22 protein-coding genes and 1 pseudogene are annotated in these 22,839 nt (G+C 69.4%); 8 read left to right on the top strand and 15 right to left on the bottom strand.

Features of this window, described 5'->3' with window-relative positions; all coding sequences use genetic code 11:
* Positions 1 to 49: 49 nt before the first annotated feature.
* Positions 50 to 592 (top strand): MarR family winged helix-turn-helix transcriptional regulator, encoded by a 543-nt coding sequence (locus QUV83_RS05650; protein WP_289563203.1) that lies wholly within the window; start codon positions 50 to 52, stop codon positions 590 to 592.
* 9 nt (positions 593 to 601) lie between these two features.
* Positions 602 to 1,285, top strand: coding sequence for a lipoyl(octanoyl) transferase LipB (lipB, locus tag QUV83_RS05645; protein WP_289563202.1), 684 nt, complete (start codon positions 602 to 604; stop codon positions 1,283 to 1,285).
* Positions 1,286 to 1,313: 28 nt separating this feature from the next.
* Here lipB and QUV83_RS05640 read toward each other — a convergent pair whose 3' ends face one another.
* Entirely contained in the window at positions 1,314 to 1,817 is a 504-nt protein-coding gene (locus QUV83_RS05640) for a flavodoxin domain-containing protein (protein WP_289563201.1), read from the bottom strand.
* 214 nt (positions 1,818 to 2,031) lie between these two features.
* On the opposite strand from QUV83_RS05640, the gene QUV83_RS05635 reads away from it, so the two are divergent.
* From QUV83_RS05635 to QUV83_RS05620, 4 genes are all read left to right on the top strand, one after another.
* Positions 2,032 to 3,309 carry an MFS transporter gene (locus tag QUV83_RS05635; protein WP_289563200.1) on the top strand — a complete coding sequence of 426 codons (1,278 nt, stop codon included), beginning with the start codon at positions 2,032 to 2,034 and terminating at the stop codon, positions 3,307 to 3,309.
* A 57-nt stretch (positions 3,310 to 3,366) separates the two neighbouring features.
* Complete coding sequence (gene lipA / locus QUV83_RS05630) at positions 3,367 to 4,368, top strand: lipoyl synthase (protein ID WP_289563198.1); 1,002 nt, start codon at positions 3,367 to 3,369, stop codon at positions 4,366 to 4,368.
* 72 nt (positions 4,369 to 4,440) lie between these two features.
* The gene (locus QUV83_RS05625; RefSeq protein WP_289563197.1) at positions 4,441 to 5,148 is read left to right on the top strand and encodes a DUF4191 domain-containing protein; all 708 of its coding nucleotides are present in this window, start codon (positions 4,441 to 4,443) and stop codon (positions 5,146 to 5,148) included.
* A gap of 53 nt (positions 5,149 to 5,201) precedes the next feature.
* Positions 5,202 to 6,299 carry a serine hydrolase domain-containing protein gene (locus QUV83_RS05620; RefSeq protein WP_289563196.1) on the top strand — a complete coding sequence of 366 codons (1,098 nt, stop codon included), beginning with the start codon at positions 5,202 to 5,204 and terminating at the stop codon, positions 6,297 to 6,299.
* A 4-nt stretch (positions 6,300 to 6,303) separates the two neighbouring features.
* Here the strand turns inward: QUV83_RS05620 and QUV83_RS05615 are convergent, their stop codons facing one another.
* A complete protein-coding gene (locus QUV83_RS05615) occupies positions 6,304 to 6,801 on the bottom strand; it encodes an RDD family protein (RefSeq protein WP_289563195.1) in 498 nt (165 codons plus the stop codon).
* 184 nt (positions 6,802 to 6,985) lie between these two features.
* On the opposite strand from QUV83_RS05615, the gene glnA reads away from it, so the two are divergent.
* The gene (glnA, locus tag QUV83_RS05610) at positions 6,986 to 8,410 is read left to right on the top strand and encodes a type I glutamate--ammonia ligase (protein ID WP_289563194.1); all 1,425 of its coding nucleotides are present in this window, start codon (positions 6,986 to 6,988) and stop codon (positions 8,408 to 8,410) included.
* Between the two features lie 431 nt (positions 8,411 to 8,841).
* Here the strand turns inward: glnA and QUV83_RS05605 are convergent, their stop codons facing one another.
* The 6 genes from QUV83_RS05605 to QUV83_RS05580 form a co-directional block, all read right to left on the bottom strand.
* The gene (locus QUV83_RS05605) at positions 8,842 to 9,222 is read right to left on the bottom strand and encodes a hypothetical protein (RefSeq protein ID WP_289563193.1); all 381 of its coding nucleotides are present in this window, start codon (positions 9,220 to 9,222) and stop codon (positions 8,842 to 8,844) included.
* Between the two features lie 634 nt (positions 9,223 to 9,856).
* Positions 9,857 to 10,189 (bottom strand): hypothetical protein, encoded by a 333-nt coding sequence (locus tag QUV83_RS05600; RefSeq protein WP_289563191.1) that lies wholly within the window; start codon positions 10,187 to 10,189, stop codon positions 9,857 to 9,859.
* Between the two features lie 350 nt (positions 10,190 to 10,539).
* Positions 10,540 to 11,367 (bottom strand): energy-coupling factor transporter transmembrane component T family protein, encoded by an 828-nt coding sequence (locus QUV83_RS05595; protein ID WP_289563305.1) that lies wholly within the window; start codon positions 11,365 to 11,367, stop codon positions 10,540 to 10,542.
* Positions 11,368 to 11,369: 2 nt separating this feature from the next.
* Positions 11,370 to 13,115, bottom strand: a complete 1,746-nt coding sequence (locus tag QUV83_RS05590; RefSeq protein WP_289563190.1) for an ABC transporter ATP-binding protein — start codon at positions 13,113 to 13,115, stop codon at positions 11,370 to 11,372.
* Entirely contained in the window at positions 13,112 to 14,005 is an 894-nt protein-coding gene (locus QUV83_RS05585) for a cell division protein FtsQ (RefSeq protein WP_289563189.1), read from the bottom strand. Before QUV83_RS05585 ends, QUV83_RS05590 begins: the two co-directional genes overlap by 4 nt.
* A gap of 41 nt (positions 14,006 to 14,046) precedes the next feature.
* A complete protein-coding gene (locus QUV83_RS05580; protein WP_289563188.1) occupies positions 14,047 to 15,669 on the bottom strand; it encodes an HAD-IA family hydrolase in 1,623 nt (540 codons plus the stop codon).
* 124 nt (positions 15,670 to 15,793) lie between these two features.
* Between QUV83_RS05580 and QUV83_RS05575 the strand changes: the two genes are divergently transcribed.
* Entirely contained in the window at positions 15,794 to 16,837 is a 1,044-nt protein-coding gene (locus QUV83_RS05575; RefSeq protein WP_289563187.1) for a LacI family DNA-binding transcriptional regulator, read from the top strand.
* 44 nt (positions 16,838 to 16,881) lie between these two features.
* Here the strand turns inward: QUV83_RS05575 and QUV83_RS05570 are convergent.
* The 7 genes and pseudogenes from QUV83_RS05570 to QUV83_RS05545 all read right to left on the bottom strand — a co-directional run bounded on the left by QUV83_RS05570 (position 16,882) and on the right by QUV83_RS05545 (position 22,838).
* Positions 16,882 to 17,441, bottom strand: a pseudogene (locus QUV83_RS05570) (RBBP9/YdeN family alpha/beta hydrolase).
* A 651-nt stretch (positions 17,442 to 18,092) separates the two neighbouring features.
* Positions 18,093 to 18,533 (bottom strand): Imm61 family immunity protein, encoded by a 441-nt coding sequence (locus QUV83_RS17655; protein WP_354003927.1) that lies wholly within the window; start codon positions 18,531 to 18,533, stop codon positions 18,093 to 18,095.
* A gap of 337 nt (positions 18,534 to 18,870) precedes the next feature.
* Complete coding sequence (locus QUV83_RS05565) at positions 18,871 to 19,362, bottom strand: hypothetical protein (protein ID WP_289563186.1); 492 nt, start codon at positions 19,360 to 19,362, stop codon at positions 18,871 to 18,873.
* The gene (locus QUV83_RS05560) at positions 19,359 to 19,646 is read right to left on the bottom strand and encodes a TNT domain-containing protein (RefSeq protein WP_289563304.1); all 288 of its coding nucleotides are present in this window, start codon (positions 19,644 to 19,646) and stop codon (positions 19,359 to 19,361) included. Before QUV83_RS05560 ends, QUV83_RS05565 begins: the two co-directional genes overlap by 4 nt.
* Positions 19,647 to 20,119: 473 nt before the next feature.
* Complete coding sequence (locus QUV83_RS05555) at positions 20,120 to 20,956, bottom strand: TNT domain-containing protein (RefSeq protein WP_289563185.1); 837 nt, start codon at positions 20,954 to 20,956, stop codon at positions 20,120 to 20,122.
* A gap of 35 nt (positions 20,957 to 20,991) precedes the next feature.
* Positions 20,992 to 21,492 carry a hypothetical protein gene (locus tag QUV83_RS05550; protein ID WP_289563184.1) on the bottom strand — a complete coding sequence of 167 codons (501 nt, stop codon included), beginning with the start codon at positions 21,490 to 21,492 and terminating at the stop codon, positions 20,992 to 20,994.
* Positions 21,489 to 22,838, bottom strand: coding sequence for a TNT domain-containing protein (locus QUV83_RS05545; RefSeq protein WP_289563183.1), 1,350 nt, complete (start codon positions 22,836 to 22,838; stop codon positions 21,489 to 21,491). Before QUV83_RS05545 ends, QUV83_RS05550 begins: the two co-directional genes overlap by 4 nt.
* Position 22,839: the final 1 nt, after the last annotated feature.

Below are 22,839 nucleotides of genomic sequence, written 5' to 3'. Positions count from 1 at the left end.
ACTATGGCGGGGTCGGTCGCCGATGCGCAATTCGGAAGGACGCGAGCCGATGGCCACCGAGCCCCTGTCGCAGCAGCAGGAGCCACCCGCCGAGGGCGCGATGCCGTGGGACCAGATGGGCTCCCCCGACATGCGCCACTGGCCGCTGGGCCGGCTGCTCTCCGCCGCCTCCCGCCGTGTCGAGCGCGAGTGGAACGCCCACTTGGCCGGGTGGGAGCTGAACCACGCCAGCCTGCCCGTCCTGGTGCACCTGATGCGCCGGCCGCACTCCCAGCGCGAACTCGCGAACGCCTGCGGCGTGACGGAGCAGACCATGAGCCGGGTGCTCGCGAAGATGGAGCGCACGGGCTACATCAGCCGCAGCGCCCACAGCGGCGACCGGCGCAGGCACGTGATCGCCGTCACCGACGCCGGGCGTGACGCGGCAGCGGTGGCCGCCGACCCGGCCCCGGCCGAGGAGATGACCGCCCGCGGCCTGACCGACGAGCAGGTCGAGCAGTTGCGCGAGCTCCTGGCCATCGTCGCCCGGCCCGCCGGCCCAGGCGTGCCCAGCCCGCGACCGGGCGCCGGGCCCGCGCCCCGCCAGGGCTAGCCTGGCCGCATGCAGTTCGTCGAGCTCGACCTGGGGACGCGCCTCCTCCCCTACCAGCCGACCTGGGACCTCCAGCGCGAGGTGCACGCCGCGGTGTCCGCTGGCGAGCGGGACGACACCGTGCTGCTCTGCGAGCACGAGGACGTCTACACCGCCGGGCGCCGGACGGCGTCCTGGGACCGCCCCGTCGACGGCTCGCCCGTCGTGGACGTCGACCGCGGCGGGCGCATCACCTGGCACGGTCCCGGCCAACTGGTCGGCTATCCGATCGTGCGGCTGCCCAGCCCTGTGGACGTCGTCAAGTATGTGCGGGCGCTCGAGGAGACGCTGATCCGCGCCTGCGCCGACCTGGGCCTCGCCGCCGAGCGAGTCGAGGGCCGCAGCGGTGTGTGGTTCCCCGCCGATCCGGCCATTGGCCCCGGCGACGGCCCTGCGCGCCGGGCGCGGAAGGTCGCCGCCATCGGCGTCCGGGTGGCGCGCGGCGTGACCATGCACGGCTTCGCGCTGAACTGCGACGCCGACCTGGGCGCCTACGAGCGCATCGTGCCGTGCGGCATCCCGGACGCCGACGTCACGTCGCTGTCCCTGGAGACGGGCAGGCGGGTCTCGATCGCCGAGGCGCTGCCCTTGGTCCGCCACCACCTCGTCGAGGTGCTCGGCCCGCAGCTGGCCGCGCCGCTCCCACCCGCCTGACGCGGGGCCGAACCGAAGTCAGCAGCCTTCAGCCGCCGGGGCCGCGCGGGCTCAGCAGCTGCTCGGCGATCGTCCCCGCCCACCCCCGGACATCGTCGAGGTCACGGAAGTCGCCCGGCTCCGGGTCGATTCGCGCGACGACCGCCCGCTCGTCGATGCCGAGCTCGGAGGGCCGCAGCCGGCCCGGGAAGCAGCGGGGCGCGACGGCGCCCGTGCGGCGCGCGGCGTCCCTCACGTCGTCCGGCTCCTGCGGCGTGGCGTCCTCGCCCACCGGGCCAGACCAGAACAGCCACACCGGCCGGGCGCTGAGCGCGCCCTCCTGACGGTCCACGAGCTCGCGCAGCGACGCCGCGAGCCGGCCGTTGTAGACGGACGAGCCGAGCACCACCGCCGCGTAGGGGGCCAGGGTGCCGACGTCGTCGGGCTCGATCTCGTCGACCTCGTGCCCCGCCTCGGCGAGCACCTCGGCGACGACGGTCCCGATCTCCTGTGTCGCTCCGTGCCGTGACGCGACGCTCACCAAGATGCGCAAGAGGACCTCCGTGCCGATTCGATTGGGCGACGTCACCCAGGAACAGGGTGCACAGGTGAGGACCCGACGCGCTAGGCCAGAGGTCCTCACAATCGTCCTCGCCGCTGTGCGCAGCGGGGACACGCGCCACCCCGCAGATCACCGAGGCGCCCGGGGCTCCCGGTATCATCGAGGTGCTCAGGGTCAGGTGCGCGCCGGGAACGGGTGGGTCGGCGTGCCCTCACGCATCGCCGAGGCCATGAACCAGAGCTCCACCACAGCGGGCGCCTTCGCCGCCTACCGCAGCCTTCCCGCGCTCAGCGGCCGGGCCTACCTCCCCATCGCCTTCCTGGCGCGACTCCCCTTCTCGATGAACACCCTCGGGGTGATGGTCCTCGTGACCGCCACCACCGGGTCCGTCGCGGCCGCCGGGCTGTCCACCGCGGCAGCGTCCCTCGGCACCGCGGCCTTCGGGGCCGTGCAGGGCAAGCTCGCGGACCGCCTCGGGCAACGCCCTGTGCTGATCGTCGCGAGCATGCTCAACGCGGTGGCCGCCGTGCTCGTCGTGCTCGCGGCCACTGGCGGCGCGCACCGTGCCGTGCTCGCCGCCGCCTGCTTCCTGCTCGGCGCCAGCGCGCCCCAGGTCGGCGCCCTCGCGCGGGTGCGCTGGATCGCTCTCATGCATGACGAGCCGCAGACCATCGGCGCGGCCATGGGCTACGAGAGCACCGTCGACGAGATCACCTTCGTGCTCGGCCCCGCGCTGGTCGGCGTCATCGCCACCGCCGGCAGCCCCGCCATCGCCCTGCTCGTCGCCGCGGGCCTGGTCACCACGTTCGGGTTGGCGTTCGCCCTGCACCCGACCGCCAACGCCCCGACCCGCCGGGCCCGCCCAGTCTCGGGCAGCACGCGGCACGGCTCGCCCCGCGTGCTGCGCCGGCTCGTGTTGCCCCTGGTCGGCATGCTGGGCGTGGGCGTCTTCTTCGGCAGCACCCAGGCCGGTGTGACGGCGGTCGCCGAGGCGGCGGGCCAGGCGGGCATCGCCGGGCTGCTCTACGCCGTGCTCGGCGTCGGGTCGGCGATCACCGCGCTCGCCCTCGTCGCCGTTCCCGACACGATCGGCTACCGCACCCGCTGGGTGGCCGGAGCAGCCGGCCTGACCCTCACCACCGCGGCGACGCTGCTCACCGACGGGCCGGGCCAGCTCGCGGCGGTGCTCGCCGTGGTCGGCCTGTTCGTCGGCCCCACGCTCGTCACCCTGTTCTCGGTGGGCGGCTCGCTGGTCCCCGTCGCCCAAGCCGGGACGGCGATGACCATGCTCGTGAGCGCGAACGTCGTCGGCGTGGCCCTCGGCGCAGCCGTCGCCGGCTCCGTCGCCGACCAGGCGGGCGCCCCGGCGGTCTTCGTCGTGCCGCTCATGGCGGCGGCCCTCGTCGCGGCGGCCGGCCTGCTGTCCCCGCGAGGACCCGCTGGCGCGACGTCCACCACCGAGGTGACCAGCACATCCATGTGACGGGCGACTCCTCGCGGCTCCCGCCCCAGCGGGGGCCGCTGTCGTAGGGTGAGGAACGTGACGATCGCTCCCGAAGGACGCAGGATGCTGCGCGTCGAGGCCCGCAACGCCGAGACCCCCATCGAGAAGAAGCCCGACTGGATCCGCACGCGGGCCACGATGGGCCCGGAGTACACCGAGCTCAAGGGGCTGGTGAAGAGCGGCGGCCTGCACACGGTGTGCGAGGAGGCCGGCTGTCCCAACATCTTCGAGTGCTGGGAGGACCGGGAGGCGACGTTCCTCATCGGCGGCGACCAGTGCACGCGCCGCTGCGACTTCTGCCAGATCGACACGGGCAAGCCCGCGGACTTCGACGCCGACGAGCCGCGCCGCGTCGCCGAGTCCGTGCAGGCGATGGGCCTGAAGTACGCCACCATCACCGGCGTCGCCCGCGACGACCTTCCCGACGGCGGCGCCTGGCTCTACGCCGAGACGGTGCGCCAGATCCACGCCGGCAACCCCGGCACCGGCGTCGAGCTGCTCATCCCCGACTTCAACGCCGTCCCGGACCTGCTCGCCGAGGTCTTCTCGTCGCGCCCCGAGGTGCTCGCGCACAACGTCGAGACGGTGCCGCGCATCTTCAAGACGATCCGGCCCGGCTTCCGCTACGACCGGTCGCTGTCGGTCATCACGATGGCCCGTGAGGCGGGGCTGGTCACCAAGTCCAACCTCATCCTCGGCATGGGCGAGACGATCGAGGAGGCGAAGGAGGCGCTGGCCGACCTGCACGCCGCCGGCTGCGACCTCATCACCATCACCCAGTACCTGCGCCCGTCGGTGCGCCACCACCCGGTCAGCCGGTGGGTGCGCCCCGAGGAGTTCGTGGAGTTGTCCGAGACGGCCGAGCAGATCGGCTTCCTCGGGGTCATGTCCGGCCCGCTGGTGCGCTCGTCCTACCGGGCTGGGCGCCTGTGGGGCCAGGCCATGCGCCGCAAGGGCCACGAGATCCCCGAAGCCCTCGCGCACCTCGGCGAGGAGCGGGCGTCCCGGCAGGAGGCGTCGAGCCTGCTGGCTCGCTGACCTCGACGAAAGGCCGGCCTGCGCGGCGGAGGCGTCCCGATCTCCCTCGGACGGTCGGTAGACTCCAACGTCATGGCCCGTGACACCAATCCCGCCCCCGCCAAGGTGAAGAAGACCCGGTGGTACCACCAGGTCTGGCAGGCGTACCAGATGACCCGCCGCAACGACCCGGCGGTGACCTGGCTCGTGCTGGCGGTGTTCTTCGGCATCGTGGCCCTGGGCGCCGTCATCGGCATCCTGATCAACCACCCCGTGTACGTGCTGGTGGTCAGCCTGCCGTTCGCGGTGCTGGGCGCGATGTTCATCCTCGCGCGTCGCGCCGAGGCCGCCGCGTACACCCAGATCGAGGGCCAGCCGGGCGCTGCGCGCGCCGCCCTGGGGACCATCCGCCGCGGGTGGACGTTCCCCGAGGAGCCCGTCGCCGTCGACCCCCGCACCCAGGACCTCGTGTTCCGCGGTGTCGGCCGCGCGGGCGTGGTGCTGGTCGGCGAGGGTCCGGCGCCGCGCATCGAGAAGCTGCTGGAGTCGGAGCGCAAGCGCACCGCCCGCGTCCTCTCCGGTGTGCCGATCACGCTCATCCAGGCGGGCAACGGCGAGGGCCAGGTGCCGCTGCGCAAGCTCCCGCGCGCCGTGCAGAAGCTCAAGCCGACGCTGACCAAGCAGGAGACCGGCGAGGTGCTCAAGCGACTCACCGCACTCGGCGCCGTCCGGCTGCCGGTGCCCAAGGGCGTCGACCCGATGCGCGCGCGCCCCGACCGCAAGGGCATGCGCGGCCGCTGACCGTCCCCAGGAATCCGGTGGCGTCCTCTGACGGCGCTGCTTAGGCTCACCGGATGCCCGACACCCCGCTGACCAGCGCCACCATGCCTGCGACCGCGTCGATCCAGGCGATCCACGACCTGCTGGCCGCAGCGGCGGCGGAGGACGGCTTCTCCGGAGCCGTCCACATCGCCCAGGGCGCCGAGCCGTTGCTCGACGCCGGTTACGGCGTGACGTCGCGCCGCTGGCATGCCCCGGTCACGACCGCGACCCGGTTCGACATCGCCTCGATCACCAAACTGTTCACGGCGGTGGCGGTGCTCCAGCAGGTCGAGGCCGGCCGGCTCGACCTCGACGCCCCGATCACCGACGCCATCGACCTCTCCGGCACGACGATCGCGCCCACGGTGACGCTGCGGCATCTGCTCACCCACACGTCGGGCATCGGCGACGACGCCGACGAGGAGGCCGGCGAGTCCTACGAGGCGCTGTGGCTCGACCGTCCCTGCCACACCGTCACGACCACCGCCGACTTCCTCCCCCAGTTCGCGCACAAGCCCGCCAACTTCGCCCCCGGCGAGGGCTGCCGCTACTGCAACGTGGGGTACGTCCTGGCCGGCCTCGCGCTGGAGGCGGCCACGGGCACGCCGTACCGGGACCACGTCCGCGAGCACGTCTTCGCCCGCGCCGGCATGCACTCCTCGGGGTTCTTCGACATGCGGGACGCCGTGCCCGACGTAGCCGAGGGCTGGGACCCCGTGCGGGATGACGACGGGGCCATCACCGGCTGGCGCTCGAACATCTTCTGCTACCCGCCGATCGGCTCCCCCGACGGGGGCGCCCACGCGACCGCGCGCGACCTCGTGCGATTCCTCGACGCGGTGCGCGGCGGTGAGCTCCTCGGGCCCGAGATGACTGCCGCGTTCCTCACCCCGCAGGTGACGCACCACGAGTCGGAGGGGCGCACCGTCCGGTACGGGTTCGGACTCGAGTTCGTCGTGCTGCCCGACGGATCAGTGCGGTCGTACTCGAAGGACGGGATCAACGCCGGCGCCAGCGCGATACTGCGGCACTACCCCGCAAGCGGGGTCACCGTCGCGCTCGTGACCTCGTCGGAGGCTGGCGCGTGGGCGCCGTTCCGCCGCATCGACGCGCTCCTCGACGGGGGCTGAGCGGTCAGCGCCGGACGATGGCGGTGCCGGCAAGCCTGTCGTGCATGCCGCGGCCGTCGGCGTCCCAGATGACGACCGGGATCACCAGGCACAGCAGCACCGAGCGCACGATGCCGGAGAACAACCCCGGGACAACCGCCGGGCCGGCGTCCACGAGCGGCTCCTGACCGCTCGGATGCGGGCCCAGCCGCTCGGGCGCCGCGACCCGCCGCACCCGCAAGCCCAGCAGGCGATGCCCCAGAGTCGTGCCCAACAGGCTCACGAGCAGGATGTTCTCGACGGCGAACACCCCGAGCGTCGCCATCGGATGCCCGTCAAAGAACGCGTTGGAGATCGCCACGCACGCGACCCAGTCGACGATCAGCGCCAGCACCCGTCGCCCCAGCGGGGCCAGGGAGTTCGCCCCCTCCTGCGGGAGCCCCAACCGGGCCCCCTGGTACGCGCCGCCACCCCTCGACGGCCCGCCCTCGAGCCATGACCCCATACTCTGACGTGCGTCCACACCGCTAGCCTAACCAGCGGGAGGAGACGGTCCGACGATCTCCGGCGACAGGGGTCCGCCGCGCGATCGTTACACCAGGGGGTGTCGCGTAACACCCCCGAAACAGGCAGCACACAGTCGAGTAACGGCGTGGGCCTAGCCTCGACACGCCCGATCAGGGCACGACAAACCCGAGGAGCAGCGGATGTTCAACAAGCCAGAAGAGGTCCTGGCGTTCATCAGGGACGAGGACGTCAAGTTCGTCGACGTGCGTTTCTGTGACCTGCCCGGCACGATGCAGCACTTCAACGTGCCGGCCGGCACCCTCGACCTGGACTTCTTCACCGAGGGCCAGATGTTCGACGGCTCCTCGATCCGCGGCTTCCAGGCGATCCACGAGTCCGACATGAAGCTGATCCCGGACGTCACGACGGCCTACGTCGACCCGTTCCGCACGGAGAAGACGCTCAACGTCAACTTCCACATCGTCGACCCGTACACCGACGAGCCGTACAGCCGCGACCCCCGCCAGGTCGCCGCCAAGGCCGAGGCCTACCTGCGCTCCACCGGCATCGCGGACACGGCGTTCTTCGCCCCCGAGGCCGAGTTCTACATCTTCGACGACGTGCGCTTCGAGACGAAGCAGAACGCCGGGTACTACTACATCGACTCCATCGAAGGCGCCTGGAACTCGGGCCGCGTCGAGGAGGGTGGCAACCTCGGGCACAAGACGCCCTACAAGGGCGGCTACTTCCCCGTCCCGCCGGTCGACCAGTTCGCCGACATCCGCGACCAGATCTCGCTGCAGCTCGACGCCCTCGGCCTGCAGGTCGAGCGCGCGCACCACGAGGTCGGCACCGCCGGCCAGGCGGAGATCAACTACCGCTTCGACGAGCTCGGCAAGTCCGCCGACAAGATCCAGCTCTTCAAGTACGTCGTGAAGAACGTGGCCCACGCGAACGGCCGCACCGCGACGTTCATGCCGAAGCCCCTCTTCGGCGACAACGGCTCGGGCATGCACGTGCACCAGTCGCTGTGGAAGGACGGCAAGCCGCTGTTCTTCGACGAGAAGGGCTACGGCGGCCTGTCCGACATGGCCCGCTGGTACATCGGCGGCCTGCTCAAGCACGCTCCCTCGCTGCTCGCGTTCACGAACCCGACGGTGAACTCCTTCCACCGCCTGGTCCCCGGCTTCGAGGCCCCGGTCAACCTGGTCTACTCGGCCCGCAACCGGTCCGCGTGCATCCGCATCCCGGTCACCGGCTCGAACCCGAAGGCCAAGCGCATCGAGTTCCGCGTGCCGGACCCGTCGTCCAACCCGTACCTCGCCTTCGCGGCGATGCTCATGGCCGGCCTCGACGGCATCCAGAACCGCATCGAGCCGCCGGAGCCGGTCGACAAGGACCTCTACGAGCTGCCCCCCGAGGAGCACGCCCTCATCCAGCAGGTCCCGGGCTCGCTCTCGGAGGTGCTCGACCACCTCGAGGCCGACCACGACTACCTCACGGCCGGCGGGGTGTTCACCCCCGACCTGATCTCGACGTGGATCGACTACAAGCGCTCGCACGAGGTCGACCCGATCCGCCTGCGGCCGCACCCGCACGAGTTCGAGCTCTACTACGACTGCTGATCGCCCGCGCCCACGGCTGCTCCCGTGAGCGTCTGACCTGCAGTGATGACGCCCCCGTCGCCCTCGTGGCGGCGGGGGCGGCACACTTTTCGCCACAGCCGGGTGCGGCGGCTGCGCCGCCCGGGCGCCGCCAGACGGTTCCCGGCATGCACCCCCGGTCCACTCCCCTGCCGCAGGCCAACCTGGCCGCCCCTCAGCGGGTTGTTTGGGCTCACGCCAGTGTCGGCCAGCAGGCGATGGGCTGCTCGATCACCTGGACGCGACGGCCCGCGGGAGCCAGATCGAGGGTGTGACCACCGGAATCGCGGTTTGCACGTGTTGTGTACATCGAGCAGCGGGACGCCCGACCAGCACCCGGGGAAGCACGAACTTCGCGGATACGGTCCCAGCGGTTGGTGTTCGCCACTAGGCGGATCCTCTGGCTCGATGTCCTAAAGCCAGCCTCGGATGCCCCCGGCCATGTGCCGCACGACGTACCACGCGGCCAGGTCGGCAAGCTCGGTGTCTCCTTCCCTGAGCTCCCACGCGCTGGCGTACTGCGAGTTCACCGGAGCGGGGACGTCACCAGCACACAACGCGGCACGGATCGCGAACCGCTCCACCAGGGTGAGCATGCGCTCGGGGTCTCGCAGTCCTGCGGCGAACGCCTCAAGTTTTGGGGCAGCGACGGCGACGGCGTCCACGGGCACGTCTGGCGTCATGACCGACTCCCAGGCGTGCGTGTCCTGGCAGACTCGGACGTGCCCGACCACAGGGCGGGCGCCAGTGCGGGCCATCGCCAGGCCGTGCCCGATCAGGGGGCGAGCCGCCACCCACCGAGTCTCGTTCGCGACTCGCTCTGCCACGCCGCGCACGCTAGTGCCCTTGCCCCAGTAGATCGCAGGGCTGCGCAGCAGCGCCGCAGAGTCAGGACCGGGGGGTGCGATGACCCAGGCGTAGAGCCCCGGGCCATCCACAACCTCGCTACTTCCAGGCGCCGCCGGATCCCATTCGATCCCGAAGTACTCCAAACCGGTCTTCACCAGCAGCGGGGTGCCAAGAAGCACGGTTGCCGGCGCGGTCCACCCCTCGTCGGACAAGTTCGTCGCGTTCGAATGCCGCCTTGTCGGCTCTGGCATCTACGCCCCTTCCCATCGAGTCGGGCGCCAAGTGCGCCGTGAGGACTCATCGTCATCGCAGGACGAGGGCGTATGGGACCTTCGGCCGGCTGGACGGGCCTCCCCTGTCAAAGCGCGAAGCGAGAGGGCCTCGCCTCGAGGCGTTCGACCCGCCGCCGGCGGGGACGCGAGCGGTTGCGCCGACCACCTCGGCGCCATCCGGGCTCCGGGCGCGCCGTTGATTAGCGCCTGCACCCCGCCCGTTGCTCTCAGCCGACCCTGCCAGACCCTCGACGCCCCTCAACACCTCGACGCACCACCCCGAGCGGCACACTCTGCGCGGCCACGGTCACGCCCACACGTCGAGAAGCAGGCCTACCGTTGCCATGAACGATGCCGTGGCCAGCAGCGACCAGGACGTGAGCATCCGGTTCACCCTGTCGTATGCCGTCTTCTCCACCGGGCTGCTGGCAAGCAACGTCCTCACCAGCCGTCGCTGCCTGAAGCTGGCGATCGGGCGCCACCATCCCTTCTCGTCGCGCAGGTCGCGAACGATCACGGCTGTTCTGAGCACCTCCATGTCCTGCTCTCTCATCTCAGCGAAGGCTGAGAGAGCTTGAAGAACGGTGCCTCCCATCGTGATCAGAGCGGCAATCAGCGTCCAGGACCATCCCATCGACATGGTGTGATGATCTCGGTGAACGCCGACATCACGGCACGGGGGCCGCCGAACGGGTGAACCACTCCGCGATCGCCTCACCCGTCGCACGCTTGACTACACGTCGCCGTGTGAACGCGCCGTCGCCCTCCGACTGGCGCGCAGAGCCTGGCGACGAGACGCAGATGCGCTACGGCGAGCAACGGCGTGTATCCCGCTGATCGTCCGCGCTCACGGCTGTTCCCGTGAGCGCTTAACCCGCAATGATGACGCCACGTACAGGGCTGCACCGCCCTTCACCAGGCGGTGCACCCAGGGCTCGGCCATCCGAGCCGGGTCGGCCGGTGCTCTTCTGCCGCCGGACAGCCGTTCGCTCATCCCCTATGCAACGGCCACGTGGCCCCGGCCCAGTAGCAGGCGCCGATCAGGAGCGCCGTCGCCGCCAGGACGCCGACGTCGACCCGCCCGAACCGCAGCGACCCGATGCGGATCGCCCGCCCACGGGGGTCGATTGTCGCGAAGGTGAACCCGCGTGCTTCGAGGGCCTCGACGGTGGTCCGGACGGACTTCGCGGTGTTGAGGAAGATCGGGTAGAACGCGCGGATCGTGATCAGCACCCAGTGCACGAGTGCTCGCCAGCCGAGGATTCCCCGGCGGGTGGGCGGCGCCTGACGCAGCCGGTAGCCCTCGACGACAGTCGAGAACTCCTCGACGAGGATCGGCATCATGCGGTAGCCGTAGGAGACGGCGAATGCGACCGCGGGCGGGAACCGCAGGGCGAGCAGCGCGTCGGAGAGCTTCTCGGGGTCGAGGGACACGAACGCGGCGAGGCTCGCCAGTGAGAGCACGCCGAGCTTGGCGGTGACCTCGAGCAGCGCGACCACCGTGGTGAGGTCGCCGCCGAACAGGGTCGCCGCGAGCGCGAGGTAGAGCAGCTCGAAGCCGAGGCCGATCACGAAGAGGCCCAGGACGAGCGGCCCGACCCGGGCGAGCGTGACGGCGACTGCCCCGAGGACGAACAGGGCTGCGAGGGTCGTGAGGTTGTGCGTGAGCCACGGGGCGAGCGCCATCAGCAGGTACCAGCCGATGACGGCGCGCGGGTCCATCGCGACGAACAGGCCACCGCGGGTGGAGTAGGCGGTGCGGATCAGCTCGAGTTTGATCCACTCGACCGACAGCACGTCGTGGTGCGTGCGGGTCATGCTCACGTCAGGGCTCCAACGGGTGCGGGCGCGTAGTGCGCGGCGAACTCCTCGACTGTCAGGGGCAGCGGGTCGAGGCCGAGCGCGAGCCCGAGCTGGGTGATCTGCGGCGGCACCAGGTGTGCGGGCGCGAGCACTCCCGGTTCGGCGAACAGCTCGCGGGGTGTGGTGTCGGCGATGACGCGCCCGGCGTCGAGGACCAGCACCCGGTTCGCCCACTCGGCGACGAGGTGCATGTCGTGGGTGGCGACGACGGTGCAGGCGATGTCGTCGGCGAGGTCGGCGAGCATCGCGATGACGTCGTCGCGGCTGCTGACGTCCAGGCTCGCGGTGGGCTCGTCGAGCAGCAGCAGGGCGGGCCGCATGGCCAGGCCGATGGCCAGGGTGGCGCGCCGCTGCTGCCCGCCTGAGAGGGTGCGCCCGTCCCGGTCGGCGTGCTCAGTCAGGCGCACCCGGGCGAGGATCCGGTCGACGAGGGCGTCGACGTCGGGTGCCCTCCGTCCGGCCGGGAACAGGGCGACGTCCTCGCGGATGGACGCCTTGAGGAACATCCGCTCGGGCCGCTGGGCCAGGTAGGCCGCTCGCTCGGCGAGCCGTCCGGCGCGCTGCTTGCGGGTGTCGACCCCGTCGAGCTCGACAGTGCCGCCCCGCGGGACGTGGATTCCCGCGAGCAGGCGCATGAGCGTGGTCTTACCTGCGCCGTTGCCGCCGACGAGCGCGACGCGGTCGCCCTCGCGGAGCGTGACGGACAGGTCGTCGATCACCGGGTGCAGACCACCACCGACGTCGCGATAGCCGTGGCTCACGCCCCGTGCGACCGCGACCGCGCGCGGCTCCGGGAGTGCGGCGCCGGCGTCGGCCACCGGCGTCGCCACCTCGACCGGGCGCACGAATCCTGCGTGCTGCTCCGCGCGCACGAGCTCAGCGGCGCGTGCCACCGACAGCGGCACCCCCGACACCCCGATTCGGTGCAGTCCCGCCACGATCTGCGGCGCGGGGACACCGTGCTCGGCGAGCTCGTCCGCGCGGCCGAGCGCCTCGGCGGTGGGCAGGTGCCACACCGGCGCGCCCTGGCTCATCAGCAGCACGGACTTCGCGTACCGCGCGACGAACTCGGCGTGGTGCTCGATCGTGATCACCGTGATGCCGTGCTGCCGGTTCAGGTCGGTCAGCCGCTCGTAGATCTCCACGGCGGCCGCGGGGTCGAGCTCGGCGACCGGCTCGTCCACGACCACCACCTCGGGGCGCAACGCGAGCACAGACGCCAGGGCCACCAGGTGGGCCTGTCCCCCGGACAGCTGCCAGACGAACCGGTCCGCGAGGTGCGCGATCCCGACCATCCGCAGTGCCTCTGCGGTGCGCTCGGCATGGTCCGCCAGCCCGAAGTTGATCGGCCCGAACGCGACCTCGTCGCGCACGGTCGGCCGCACCAACTGGTTCTGGAAGTCCTGGTAGACGTACCCGACGGAGCTGGACAGCTGCGCGACGGACGACTCCCATGTGTCGACGCCGCCGACCCGCACCTCGCCGGCGAACTCGCCCGACCAGTAGTGCGGGACCAGGCCGTTGAACGTCTTGCACAGGGTGGTCTTCCCCGACCCGTTGCCGCCGACGACCGCGACGAAGTCACCCCGCTCGATCCGCAGGTCCACATCGCGCAGCGTGTCGGTGTCCGCCCCCGGGTAGCGGAAGCTGAGCGCCTTGGCCTCGATCGCCGGGACGGCGGGCTGCCGCGTCCCGCCGGTCATCGGTCGGCGCGGCGACGCCGCCACACGGAGAACAGGATCGCGGCCAAGGCGAGCACCACGACTACCGCGCCGACGCCCACCCACAGGAACGCGTCGCCGTGCTGGCCGCGCAGGTCCGACTCGACGGCGCCGATCGAGACGTCCCACGCCTCGAGGAACGCGAACACGAACGACAGCAGGGACGCGAGCGCGGCAGCGACAACGAACCAGCCCGCCCGCGGCACCGTCCCGGGACGTGGCTCCCCCGGCGCTCGCGGGCGCATGCCCAGCAGCGGCTCGATGCGGCCATGCAGCGCCGGGATCAGCCACATCGCCGGCAGCGCGCCGAACAGGATCCCGGAGACGATCAGGTCGACGCCGAACCCGACGCCCTCGAGCAGCAGGATCGACTGCGGCAGCCCTTGCACGAACTCCGCGTCCTCGACTCCGACCCAGACCTTGGCGAGGTCGACGGCCGCCGACAGGAACTTGTCGATGCCGACGATCAGCAGCGCGCCCAGCCAGATCTGCGGCCGGCTGCGCGGGTTGCGCAGGACTGAGCCGGCGATGTAGATCGCCAGGAACATCTGGATGAAGCCCTCGAGCTCCGACAGCCCCGAGAAGTCACCCATTAGCAGGTCGGTGAACACGATCTCGCCGAGCGGCGCGCCCAGCGCGGCCCAGAACGGGTTCAGCAACGCCGCCAAGGTCAGCGGGACGAACACGAAGTACGCGACCGACACGTCGACGGGGCCGATGGTCACGTCGGGGATGACCTCGAGCAGGATGTTCGCGAGGCCGAAGAGCGCCATGGAGAGCACGAAAACCATGAGGTTCTGCGGTGTCGACGTCCGAGCGGAGCCGATGCCGCGCAGTGCGCCGCGGCGCTCTGGCGCCTGGGTGGTGGACATGATGTGGCCTTCCTGGTGCTGAGGGGCAGGGCGGACGTCGATCAGGGCACGAGCGCGGGGCTCGCGAGCTGCAGGAGGGCGAGCAGGTCGCCGGGGGTGTCCACGACGGCGGTCGCCAGACCGGTCGCGACCGCCGCGTCGAGGTCGGCATCGTCGGTCGATCCGCCGCGGACGAGGACGCGGTGCGCGATCCCCGCGGCCAGGGCGGCCGCGGCGTCGTTCTGGGGCTTGTCACCGAGGAACCAGGAGCGCCACGGGTCCGCGTCGGCGATGCGCAGCGCTTCACGCACGATCGTCACGTCGGGCTTGCGCACTCCGACCTCGTCGGAGCAGACGTACGCCCCGATCAGGTGGCCCAGCCCGTGATCCGCGCACTCGGCACGGACCGCGCGCCCGCTGATCGTGTTCGACACGACGACGACCGGCATCCGCTGGTCGCGGCACGACTCCAGGAGGTCCCGCACCCCGAGGCGCAGCACCCGGCGCGACTTCGCGCGCCCGAAGCGCGCCATGATGTCGTGCGCCTCGGCCGCCAGCACCGCCTGCTGGCGCGCATCCAGCGAGGCGCCGAACCAGTCGCGCCAGAACACGACGGGGTCCACCTCGGGCAGCGAGCCGGAACCGGCCGCGAACCGCTCGACGGCCTCGGCCTTCCACGCGCGGTGCACCGCGCGTGCGCATGCGACCAGGTCGAGCACGGCGTCGGCGTCCGTGTCCCGCAGCAGGCCCGCCAGCCACGCGGCGAACTCCCGCATCGCAGCTGGATCGTCCTGCGAGTCGGAGATGACACCGCCGTGGTCGATCAGCAGCGCCGGGCGTGACCCGCCCGTGCCATCCCCGGTGGCCGGCCGTGGACGAGGCCGCTCACCCGCCAGGATCGCGGCGCCGAGCGCGTCGGCAAGGCCCTCGGGCGTGTCGAACGTGGCGTCGGCGCGCTCCGCGACCAGGAACGGAGGCGAGTCGGTGTGCTGGCTGCGCGTGAGGAGGACCGCCCCGACACCGGCCCGCCTGCCGGCGACCACGTCACGGTCCTGGGTGTCACCCACGTACCAGGAGCGGTCGGCGGTCGTGCCCAGCGCCGCAGCGGCCAGGTGGATGATCCCCGGATGCGGTTTCCGCAGCCCGACCTCGTCGGAGTAGCACTGCACGGCGAACCTGTCCTGCAGTCCATGCGCGGCGAGCACCTGGCGGTGCGAGCGTCCGGAGTGGGCGTTCGACACGATCCCGACCGGGATGCCGTGAGCATCGGCGAGGTCGAGCAGCCGCATGATGCCGGGGCGCAGGTGGTGCTCGGACAGGATGGTGGTGACGTCCAGCAGGACGTCCGACGCCTCGGCGATCAGCAGGGCACGCGCGCTGGCCGGCAGATCGGACGCGAGGAAGTCCCCGACGATCTCCCGGGGCGCCAGCTCCAGCGGCGCCCGACGCCGGCTCTGCGCGTGCTTCCAGTGCTTGAGGGCCGTGAGCCCCGCGTTGACCGAGTCGTGCAGCGCGTCCACGTCCACGGGGAGCACGGCACGTGCCAGGCGGGCGCCGATGGCCTCGGCGAGACGTCGGCGCCCGTCGGGAACCTTGGTCGTCTGGAACACCACCCCTCCGAAGTCGAGGAGGAGCGCGTCTGGAACGTTCCGGATGCTGGTCGCATGCGCGTCGAGGGAGGTCACGGGCACAGACGCTAGGGACCGCCGATGTCGCGAAGGCCACCGGCAGGTGAACGGAACTGGAACGTTCCAGACGCGGTCCTGGCCGCCAGGGTCGCGCGCGCGAGCGCGTGATAGGAACATCTCGATGCCCCGCCCACACCGCCCCACGATCATCGACGTCGCCCACGCCGCCGGGGTGTCGAAGTCGCTGGTCTCAGCCGCGTTGCGGGGTGACGCCGGGGTCAGCGCCGACAGCCGACGGCTGGTCGAGCAGGCCGCCGCCCGACTCGGGTACCGCACGAACGGCTGGGCGCAACGCCTGGCGAGCGGCCGCAGCAACCTGGTCGGCGTGCTGCTGACCGACCTGCGGAACGCGTACCACACCGACATCGTCAACGGCATCGAGGACGCCGCCGCCGAGGCCGGATACGGCGTCATCCTCAGCCACGGACGCAACGACCCGGGCATCCTGCGGGCACGGCTCGCCGACCTCGTCGGGCTGGGCGTGGACGCGGTGATCGCGGTGACCGCCCGCCTTGGCGAGCGCGACCTCGCCGACGTCGCCGGGCGGCTCCCACTCGTCGTCGTCGGCCGGCCCGCCACCGTCCCCGACACCGCCGGGTGGATCTCGAACGACGACGAGACAGGCGCCCGCCTGGCAGTCGAGCACCTGCTCTCCGCCGGCCACACGCGCATCGCGTACCTGTACGCCTCAGACCGCCCCGCCGCAGTCGCACGACGCGACTCCTACCGGGCCACGTCCGGGGCGACAGGCCTCGAATTCGACGAGCGCGACGACGGCATCCGGCGTCTGGTCGACGCGGTCCGCTCCCCCGCCGGACCGACCGCGGTCTTCACCGCGAACGACCGGCTCGCTGTCAGCCTGCTCGCGCGCGCCGCGGACGAGGGCATCGACGTCCCCGGCGACCTCGCCGTGGTCGGATACGACAACACCGAACTCGCGGAGCTCATGCGTCCGGGCCTGTCCAGCGTCGACCAGCCGCGCGAGTGGATGGGACGCACCGCGATGCGGCACGTCTTGTCGATGCTCGGCGGCGAGGCGCCGCAGCGCGACATCGCCGAGCCGACGCTCGTCGTGCGCGCCTCGTCCCGGTCAAGTGACGATCGGCCAGGCGCAGGGGGCCATGGCGCCACCCTGGGGTCACGCCCGGCTCGCTGTGGGGAGTGACTAGTCAGGATGTCGGGCAGGTAGCGCCCCTTGCGGGCTTCACGTCATGGGGTCGGCGTCAGCAACGCATCGAGCAGAGCCCTTCCCTGCGGCCAGCAGCCAATGCCGGAAAGCGAGTTGATGTGGCCCAGTGCCCCGACGTCCACCAGCTCCGCGCCGAACGTGGCCGCCGCGCCTTCGGCGTGCGCGAACGAGCCGTAAGGGTCGTCCTAACTGGCGACCAGCACCGTCCGGTACGGCAGCTCTTGGGGCTCCGGCGTGTCGAATCCGATCGCCTCACCGGGGAAGACGGGGCTGCGCACGTCGGGTATTGCTACGAGCAGAGCCCCCACCACACCCTCGTCCTTGTGCTGCGCCGCCCACTCGGTGACGAGTGCGCATCCGAGGCTATGCGCCACCAGCACCTTGGGCCGTCGACGCCTCTGAGGGTCTCGTCGAGCTCCCGCACCCAGACGTCGCGCACGGGTGCGTCCCACGACGAGTGCTCCACCCAGACCCCGTGCGGCAGCTCGGCGTGCCACCGAGCCTGCCAGTGGTCGGCGCCCGAGTTGCCGATGCCCGCGACGAAGACCGGGACCGCGTTCGCGGAGCGCAGGAGGTTCATGCCGGACACTCTCCCACCTCGTCACCACGTTCATGCCTCGTCTTGGGACCGACGCCGCCGAACCGCAGCCGATGGATCAGTTCTGAGGGAAGGCAGGCGAGCCGTGCGGATCCCGAAAGGAGGCGACGAGATCATCGAAGGGAACGGATAGCGCATTCGCCATCTCCAGCGCTTTACGCCTGTTGAGCAGGTCGCCGAGTCGGACCGGCGGGTCGCCGTGGATCGCGAGATCCGCAGAGAAATCCGGCTCTTCCAGGACGTCGAACCCGGGAGGCGCCGAATCATCAGGCGAGGAGATCCTCAGGAACTGCCAGCCCTGCCGAGAATGCCTCAACGAACACCGCGACGTCTGTGAAGACAAACTTGGTCCCCGGCATAGCGCCACCGTTTCCGGGCCACCTCAGATTCCCGTGACGATCCACATAGCGAGCGACCCAGCCCGCTCGGCCCAAGGGAGCCCTTGTGGTGACGTCGTCACCCCACGGGTCCAGGTCACCCAAGGGGAGCCCCCGAGAGACGCTTCAGAACTGAAACTACATGCATTGTCACTGACCATCCTCTCATCCAGCGCGCTGGCGGCGCGCTCATACGTATAGCGCGACGGATTCAGGCTCGCTTTGAAGTTATCGGCTCCGCGGGTCGAGATCTCCTCTATACATCTTGGGATCGACCCTGCGGGAAGGCGGGCAGACCATTTGGGTCTCGATAGGACGCAATCAGATCACCTAAAGAAACCGACAACGCGCGGGCCAACCCGATCGCAGTCCGGGTATGAAGCAAGTTATCCACGCGAACGGGCGAAACGCTGTGGATCGTCAGAATGCCCGAACCGTGTGGCCCTTGAGACACCTCGAATCCCGGGGGGAGATCCTTTGCGCTTCCCGCGATCCTCAAGACATCCCAGTTCTGTTGCATCCGCCAAGAGTCGCCGTACCACATCGTCAAGAACGTCTCGACGACCGAAAGCGTCGCTCCTCTGAGCCTTAGCCCGTCAAACGCGCCACGTTCCCACGAGTTGATCTCGAACGTGCCGTCTCGCTCTGAGATCACGAGACCGGCATCGACAGCTCCCCAATAGTCGCCCTCACTCATCGCCCGGTAATGGGCGCCCGCTGCTTGCATGATCTCAACTAGCCGTGGATCTAATCCAATCACCTGTTGCGAGCACCCCATTCTTGATGTCAAATTCATCCCCGACAGGAAGCTCACCCTTGCCTCTGACGCCAGTCGTCCCCAAACGCTAGGGAGAGATAGACCTTAACGGCTCGAAGGTTCGCGCCTGAGCACTCGGGAAGCCCGAAAGCCGCCCATACGCCATCTCGAGCGTCTTACGTCTGCTGAACAGGTTGCCGAGTCGAACAGCTGGGTCGGAATTGATGCAGGCGACACGACCGCCAGGCGCATCGCCGTACGGATACCGGGCGGGCGGTCACCCCTGGGGGAAGGCCGGCAATCCGTCGGGGTGCCGGTATGAGGCAATGAGGCGGTCGAACGGAACCACAAGAGCGCGTGCTAGATCAATCGCCATTCTTTTGTCAAACAACTCGCCCAGCAGTATTTCCGGATCGCAATGGATGCGGAGTCCGACTCGCCGGCGCCCGGGTTCCTCCAGCACCTCGAAGCCAGGTGGAAGCCCTGTATCAGGAGTGCTAATCCTGAGAAATCGCATGCCGTGTATAGCGCGCCAGTCGTTGCCGAGCGTGATTGTCAAGTAGACCTGCACTATGTGCGAAGTGGCTCCAGTTAGTTCAGGTGGGAGCGTGCGACCCCTCGACCAAGGAGAAACGTCAAACAGCGCGCCCTTCTCGGTGATAACACACCCGGCCTCAGAGTCACCCCAGAATGGTGAGCCGTTCACAGTCCGGTACCTGTCCCTCCCTTCCTCTAATAGCAACTTCAAGCGTTCGTCAATGTCAATCAAGTCAGCACCCCTCGTCTCAACATTTCATTCACTCGCACCCCGACGCCATTCTCCAGGAATTGTACCTGGATCCCGCCACCGGGTTGACCGAAGGCCTTGGCAACGTGCGACACCTGGATTTCCACGCCTTCGCGCGCGGCCGCAACGGCGTCGAAGGTGTACTGGTAGACGTCGCTACCTAGGGTGTCAGGCGTCAAGGAGCGCTGCGCCCAAGGGGTCTCTGGAGGAATCCCCAGGAAGAAGCCGTGGGGTTCGCCGACTCGGTCTAGTTCGGTCCCGAACATATCGGCGAACAAGGTCGGGTCTTCGAAGACGATCTTCGTGCCAGGGACTGCCCCCTCATTGAGAGGCCTTCGGAGCTCTCCGTTGACGTCTATATAGCGTTCGATCCACTCGCTGCGAGTCAGCGGATGCTCGTCGACGGCATCGACCCCCCAGGCCTGGTCAGTGGCGCCGCCGACGGCGCCCCCTCAGAGGCCTGTGCGGGCAGCTCCGCATAGGAGGGCAAGTCGACGCCTGCGGGGAGCGATCGATGCCCGAACTGGAGATTGATCGGCTCTTCGACTCCACGACGCCATCCCAGTCCACATTCAGCGCCGTTGTGCGCGAGTACTTCCCATGCGCGGAAGGCGGTGTTGACGTGTCGGGCGCAGGGCGTGTGTCAGCGAAGCCTGCACCCGCGCAATTCGGCGGAGCATGCTAGCGGGTGCGAGAAACACCCGGGTCCCCATTCGATCACGGAATATCAAGCGGAGTCTCACCCGTGGGGAAATGCCGGCAATCCGTCGGGGTGCCGGTATGACGCGATGAGGCTGTCGAACGGAACTGCCAGCGCGCGCGCAAGACCAATCGCTTTTCTTCTGTCACGCAACTCGCCCAGCACTATTTCCGGATCGCGAAGAATGCGGAGTTCGACTCGGCCGCTCTCTGGTACTTCCCGCACCTCGAAACCGGGTGGCAGAATCGCATCAGGCGTGCTGATCCTGAGTAAACGCATGCCATGAACACTGCGCCAGTCATTGCCAAGCGAGATCGTCAGGTAGACCTGCACTACGAGCGAAGCGGCTCCAACTAGTTCGGGTGCTTTCGTACGACCTCTGGACCAGTACGAAACGTCAAAGAGAGCACCGTTATCAGTGAGAACATACCCGGCCTCAGAGCTGCCCCAGAACGGCGCCCCGTCTACAGTTCTATATCTATCCCCTCCCTCTTCCAGCAGCGACTTCAGACTTTCGTCGAGATCAATCACGACAGCACCCCGAGTTCCGGACATTTCACTCACTGAAACCCTGCCACCATGCTGCAGGAACTGCACCTGGATGCCGCCACCGGGCTGAGCAAAGGCCTCGGCGACTTGCGACACCTGAATTGTTACGCCATGACGCGCGGATGCAGTGGCGTCGAGGGTGTACTGGTGGACAGCGCTACCTAGGGTGTCAGGGGTTAACGACCGCTGCGCCCAAGGGGTCCCTGGAGGAACACCCAAGAACGATCCGCCGGGTTCGCCAACCCGGTCGAGTTCGGTCCCGAACATCTCGGCGAACAAGGTCGGGTCTTCGAAGACGATCTTCGTGCCGGGGACTGCCCCCCTCATTGAGGGGCCTTCGGAGGTTTCCGTTGACGTCCATACTAGACGGATTCTCCCTGAGGAAAGGCTGGCAGCCCGTCAGGGTGCCGGAACGAAGCAATGAGCTCATCAAACGGAACCACCAGGGCACACGCCAGCTCGATCGCTTTTCTTCTATCAAATAACTCGCCCAGCAATATTTCCGGATCGCCATGAATGCGGAGCCCAACTCGACGACGCCCCGATTCCTCTATCACCTCGAACCCAGGGGGCAGTCCCGTATCAGAAGTGCTGATCCTGAGGAAGCGCATGTCGTGCACACTACGCCAGTCATTGCCAAGCGAGATCGCCAAGTAAACCTGCGCTATGCGAGAAGTCGCTCCAGTCAATTCTGGCGGGTACGTGCGCCCCCTGGACCAAGATGAAACGTCAAAGACACCGCCGTTCTCGGTCACAACACGCCCGGCCTCAGAGTCTCCCCAGAATGGCGCGCCGTCTTCAATTCTGTACCGATCCCCGCCCTCCTCTAGTAGCGTCTTCAATCGCTCGTCGATATCGATCACGCCAACACTCCTCTAGTCAACATGTCGTTCACTGGCACCCCGACGCCATCCAGCAGGAATTGTACCTGGATGCCACCGCCGGGCTGACCGAAAGCTCTAGCGACCTGCGACACCTGAATTTCGACGCCTTCGCGTGAAGCCGCAGCGGCGTCAAAGAAGTACTGGAAGACGCGGCTGCCTAGGGTGTCAGGAGTCAAGGAACGCTGCGCCCAAGGGGTGCCTGGTGGAATGCCCAGGAAGAAGCCTCGGGGTTCGCCGATCCGGTCGAGTTCGGTCCCGAACATCTCGGCGAACACGGTCGGGTCGTCGAAGATGAACTTGGTGCCAGGAACCGCTCCATCATTCAGGGGCCTTCGAATATGCCCCGTCTCGTCCACGTAGCGCTCGACCCATTCGCTGCGGGTCAGCGGATGGTCGTCGACGGCGTCGCGGCCCCAGGCTTGGTCGACCGCGCCGCCTACGGCAGCCACGTCCTCGGAGACCTCCATTGGCGGCTTGGCGTAGGAGGGCAGATCGTCACCCGCGAGGGCCGGTCGATGGCCGTAGTGTGGATCGACAGCCACTTCTGTGTTGTGACGCCACCCCGGTCCGCGTTCAGCGCCGTTGTGCGTGAGCTGTTCCAGTGCGCGGTGGGCGGGAGTCGACACGTCAGGTGGCACGTCGAGGCGTGAGCCACCGATGCCAGCAGTCACATCAGACGGCCCGGCAGGATGCCCGTTATCACGCGCTGGTGCCTGCGGGCTCTCGGATACGGGCGGCGAGAAACGCGGCGCGGCCTGTGCGGGTCCCCCTGGGTGCAGGTCGTGCACCGGAAGGCGACCGTCCGGCGCGGTCGGCGTGCCGGTACCGAGGTCGGGCATGGTGTCGCGGCCGAACAGCGCCTCATGCACGGGCGTGTGAGCCGCCGCGCCCGGGGCAGCGTGTGGGGCGTCAGTCATGGCGTTAACGAGCCCACCGGGATTGAGGCGGCGGATCCCGGCGCCTGCGTCGACGACCTGCCCGGCGCGCGTCGTGGTCACGAGGCCGTCGAGGTCGAACCGGGCGACCGCCGTGCGTAGGCCGGTGACGAGCTTGACGCTCCCGCGTACGGCCCAGGACCCGCCCTGCACGGCGAGCTCGGCTCCGACGCCGGCGATGCGTGCGACCCGGGCGCCGATGGAGCCCGCTTTGAGTCCGGCGCTGATCTGCCCGGCGACGGGAATGAAAAACGTGCCCACGTTCAACGTCACAGCGGTGCCGGCCGCTATGCCGTCTTCCTTCCACCGGTGCCAGCCGTCCTCAGCGGCCGGGTCCCACCCGACCAGGGAGCCGCCGGCGTTGCGTACCGTGATGGCGCGCTCGTACATC

This window comes from Cellulomonas cellasea (assembly GCF_030372105.1).
Classification (GTDB): Bacteria; Actinomycetota; Actinomycetes; order Actinomycetales; family Cellulomonadaceae; genus Cellulomonas_A; species Cellulomonas_A cellasea_A.
This window is presented reverse-complemented; position numbering and strand designations above follow the sequence as displayed.

Excerpts from the sequence above, each read along its gene's own strand:
- QUV83_RS05560 (WP_289563304.1), bottom strand. The coding sequence starts at position 19,646 with ATGTTCGGGACCGAACTAGACCGAGTCGGCGAACCCCACGGCTTCTTC.
- QUV83_RS05575 (WP_289563187.1), top strand. The coding sequence starts at position 15,794 with ATGCCCCGCCCACACCGCCCCACGATCATCGACGTCGCCCACGCCGCC.
- glnA (WP_289563194.1), top strand. The coding sequence starts at position 6,986 with ATGTTCAACAAGCCAGAAGAGGTCCTGGCGTTCATCAGGGACGAGGAC.
- QUV83_RS05590 (WP_289563190.1), bottom strand. The coding sequence starts at position 13,115 with ATGACCGGCGGGACGCGGCAGCCCGCCGTCCCGGCGATCGAGGCCAAG.
- QUV83_RS05600 (WP_289563191.1), bottom strand. The coding sequence starts at position 10,189 with ATGTCGATGGGATGGTCCTGGACGCTGATTGCCGCTCTGATCACGATG.
- QUV83_RS05620 (WP_289563196.1), top strand. The coding sequence starts at position 5,202 with ATGCCCGACACCCCGCTGACCAGCGCCACCATGCCTGCGACCGCGTCG.
- QUV83_RS05625 (WP_289563197.1), top strand. The coding sequence starts at position 4,441 with ATGGCCCGTGACACCAATCCCGCCCCCGCCAAGGTGAAGAAGACCCGG.
- QUV83_RS17655 (WP_354003927.1), bottom strand. The coding sequence starts at position 18,533 with ATGAGTGAGGGCGACTATTGGGGAGCTGTCGATGCCGGTCTCGTGATC.
- QUV83_RS05555 (WP_289563185.1), bottom strand. The coding sequence starts at position 20,956 with ATGAGGGGGGCAGTCCCCGGCACGAAGATCGTCTTCGAAGACCCGACC.
- QUV83_RS05585 (WP_289563189.1), bottom strand. The coding sequence starts at position 14,005 with ATGTCCACCACCCAGGCGCCAGAGCGCCGCGGCGCACTGCGCGGCATC.
- lipB (WP_289563202.1), top strand. The coding sequence starts at position 602 with ATGCAGTTCGTCGAGCTCGACCTGGGGACGCGCCTCCTCCCCTACCAG.
- QUV83_RS05545 (WP_289563183.1), bottom strand. The coding sequence starts at position 22,838 with ATGTACGAGCGCGCCATCACGGTACGCAACGCCGGCGGCTCCCTGGTC.
- QUV83_RS05595 (WP_289563305.1), bottom strand. The coding sequence starts at position 11,367 with ATGACCCGCACGCACCACGACGTGCTGTCGGTCGAGTGGATCAAACTC.
- QUV83_RS05650 (WP_289563203.1), top strand. The coding sequence starts at position 50 with ATGGCCACCGAGCCCCTGTCGCAGCAGCAGGAGCCACCCGCCGAGGGC.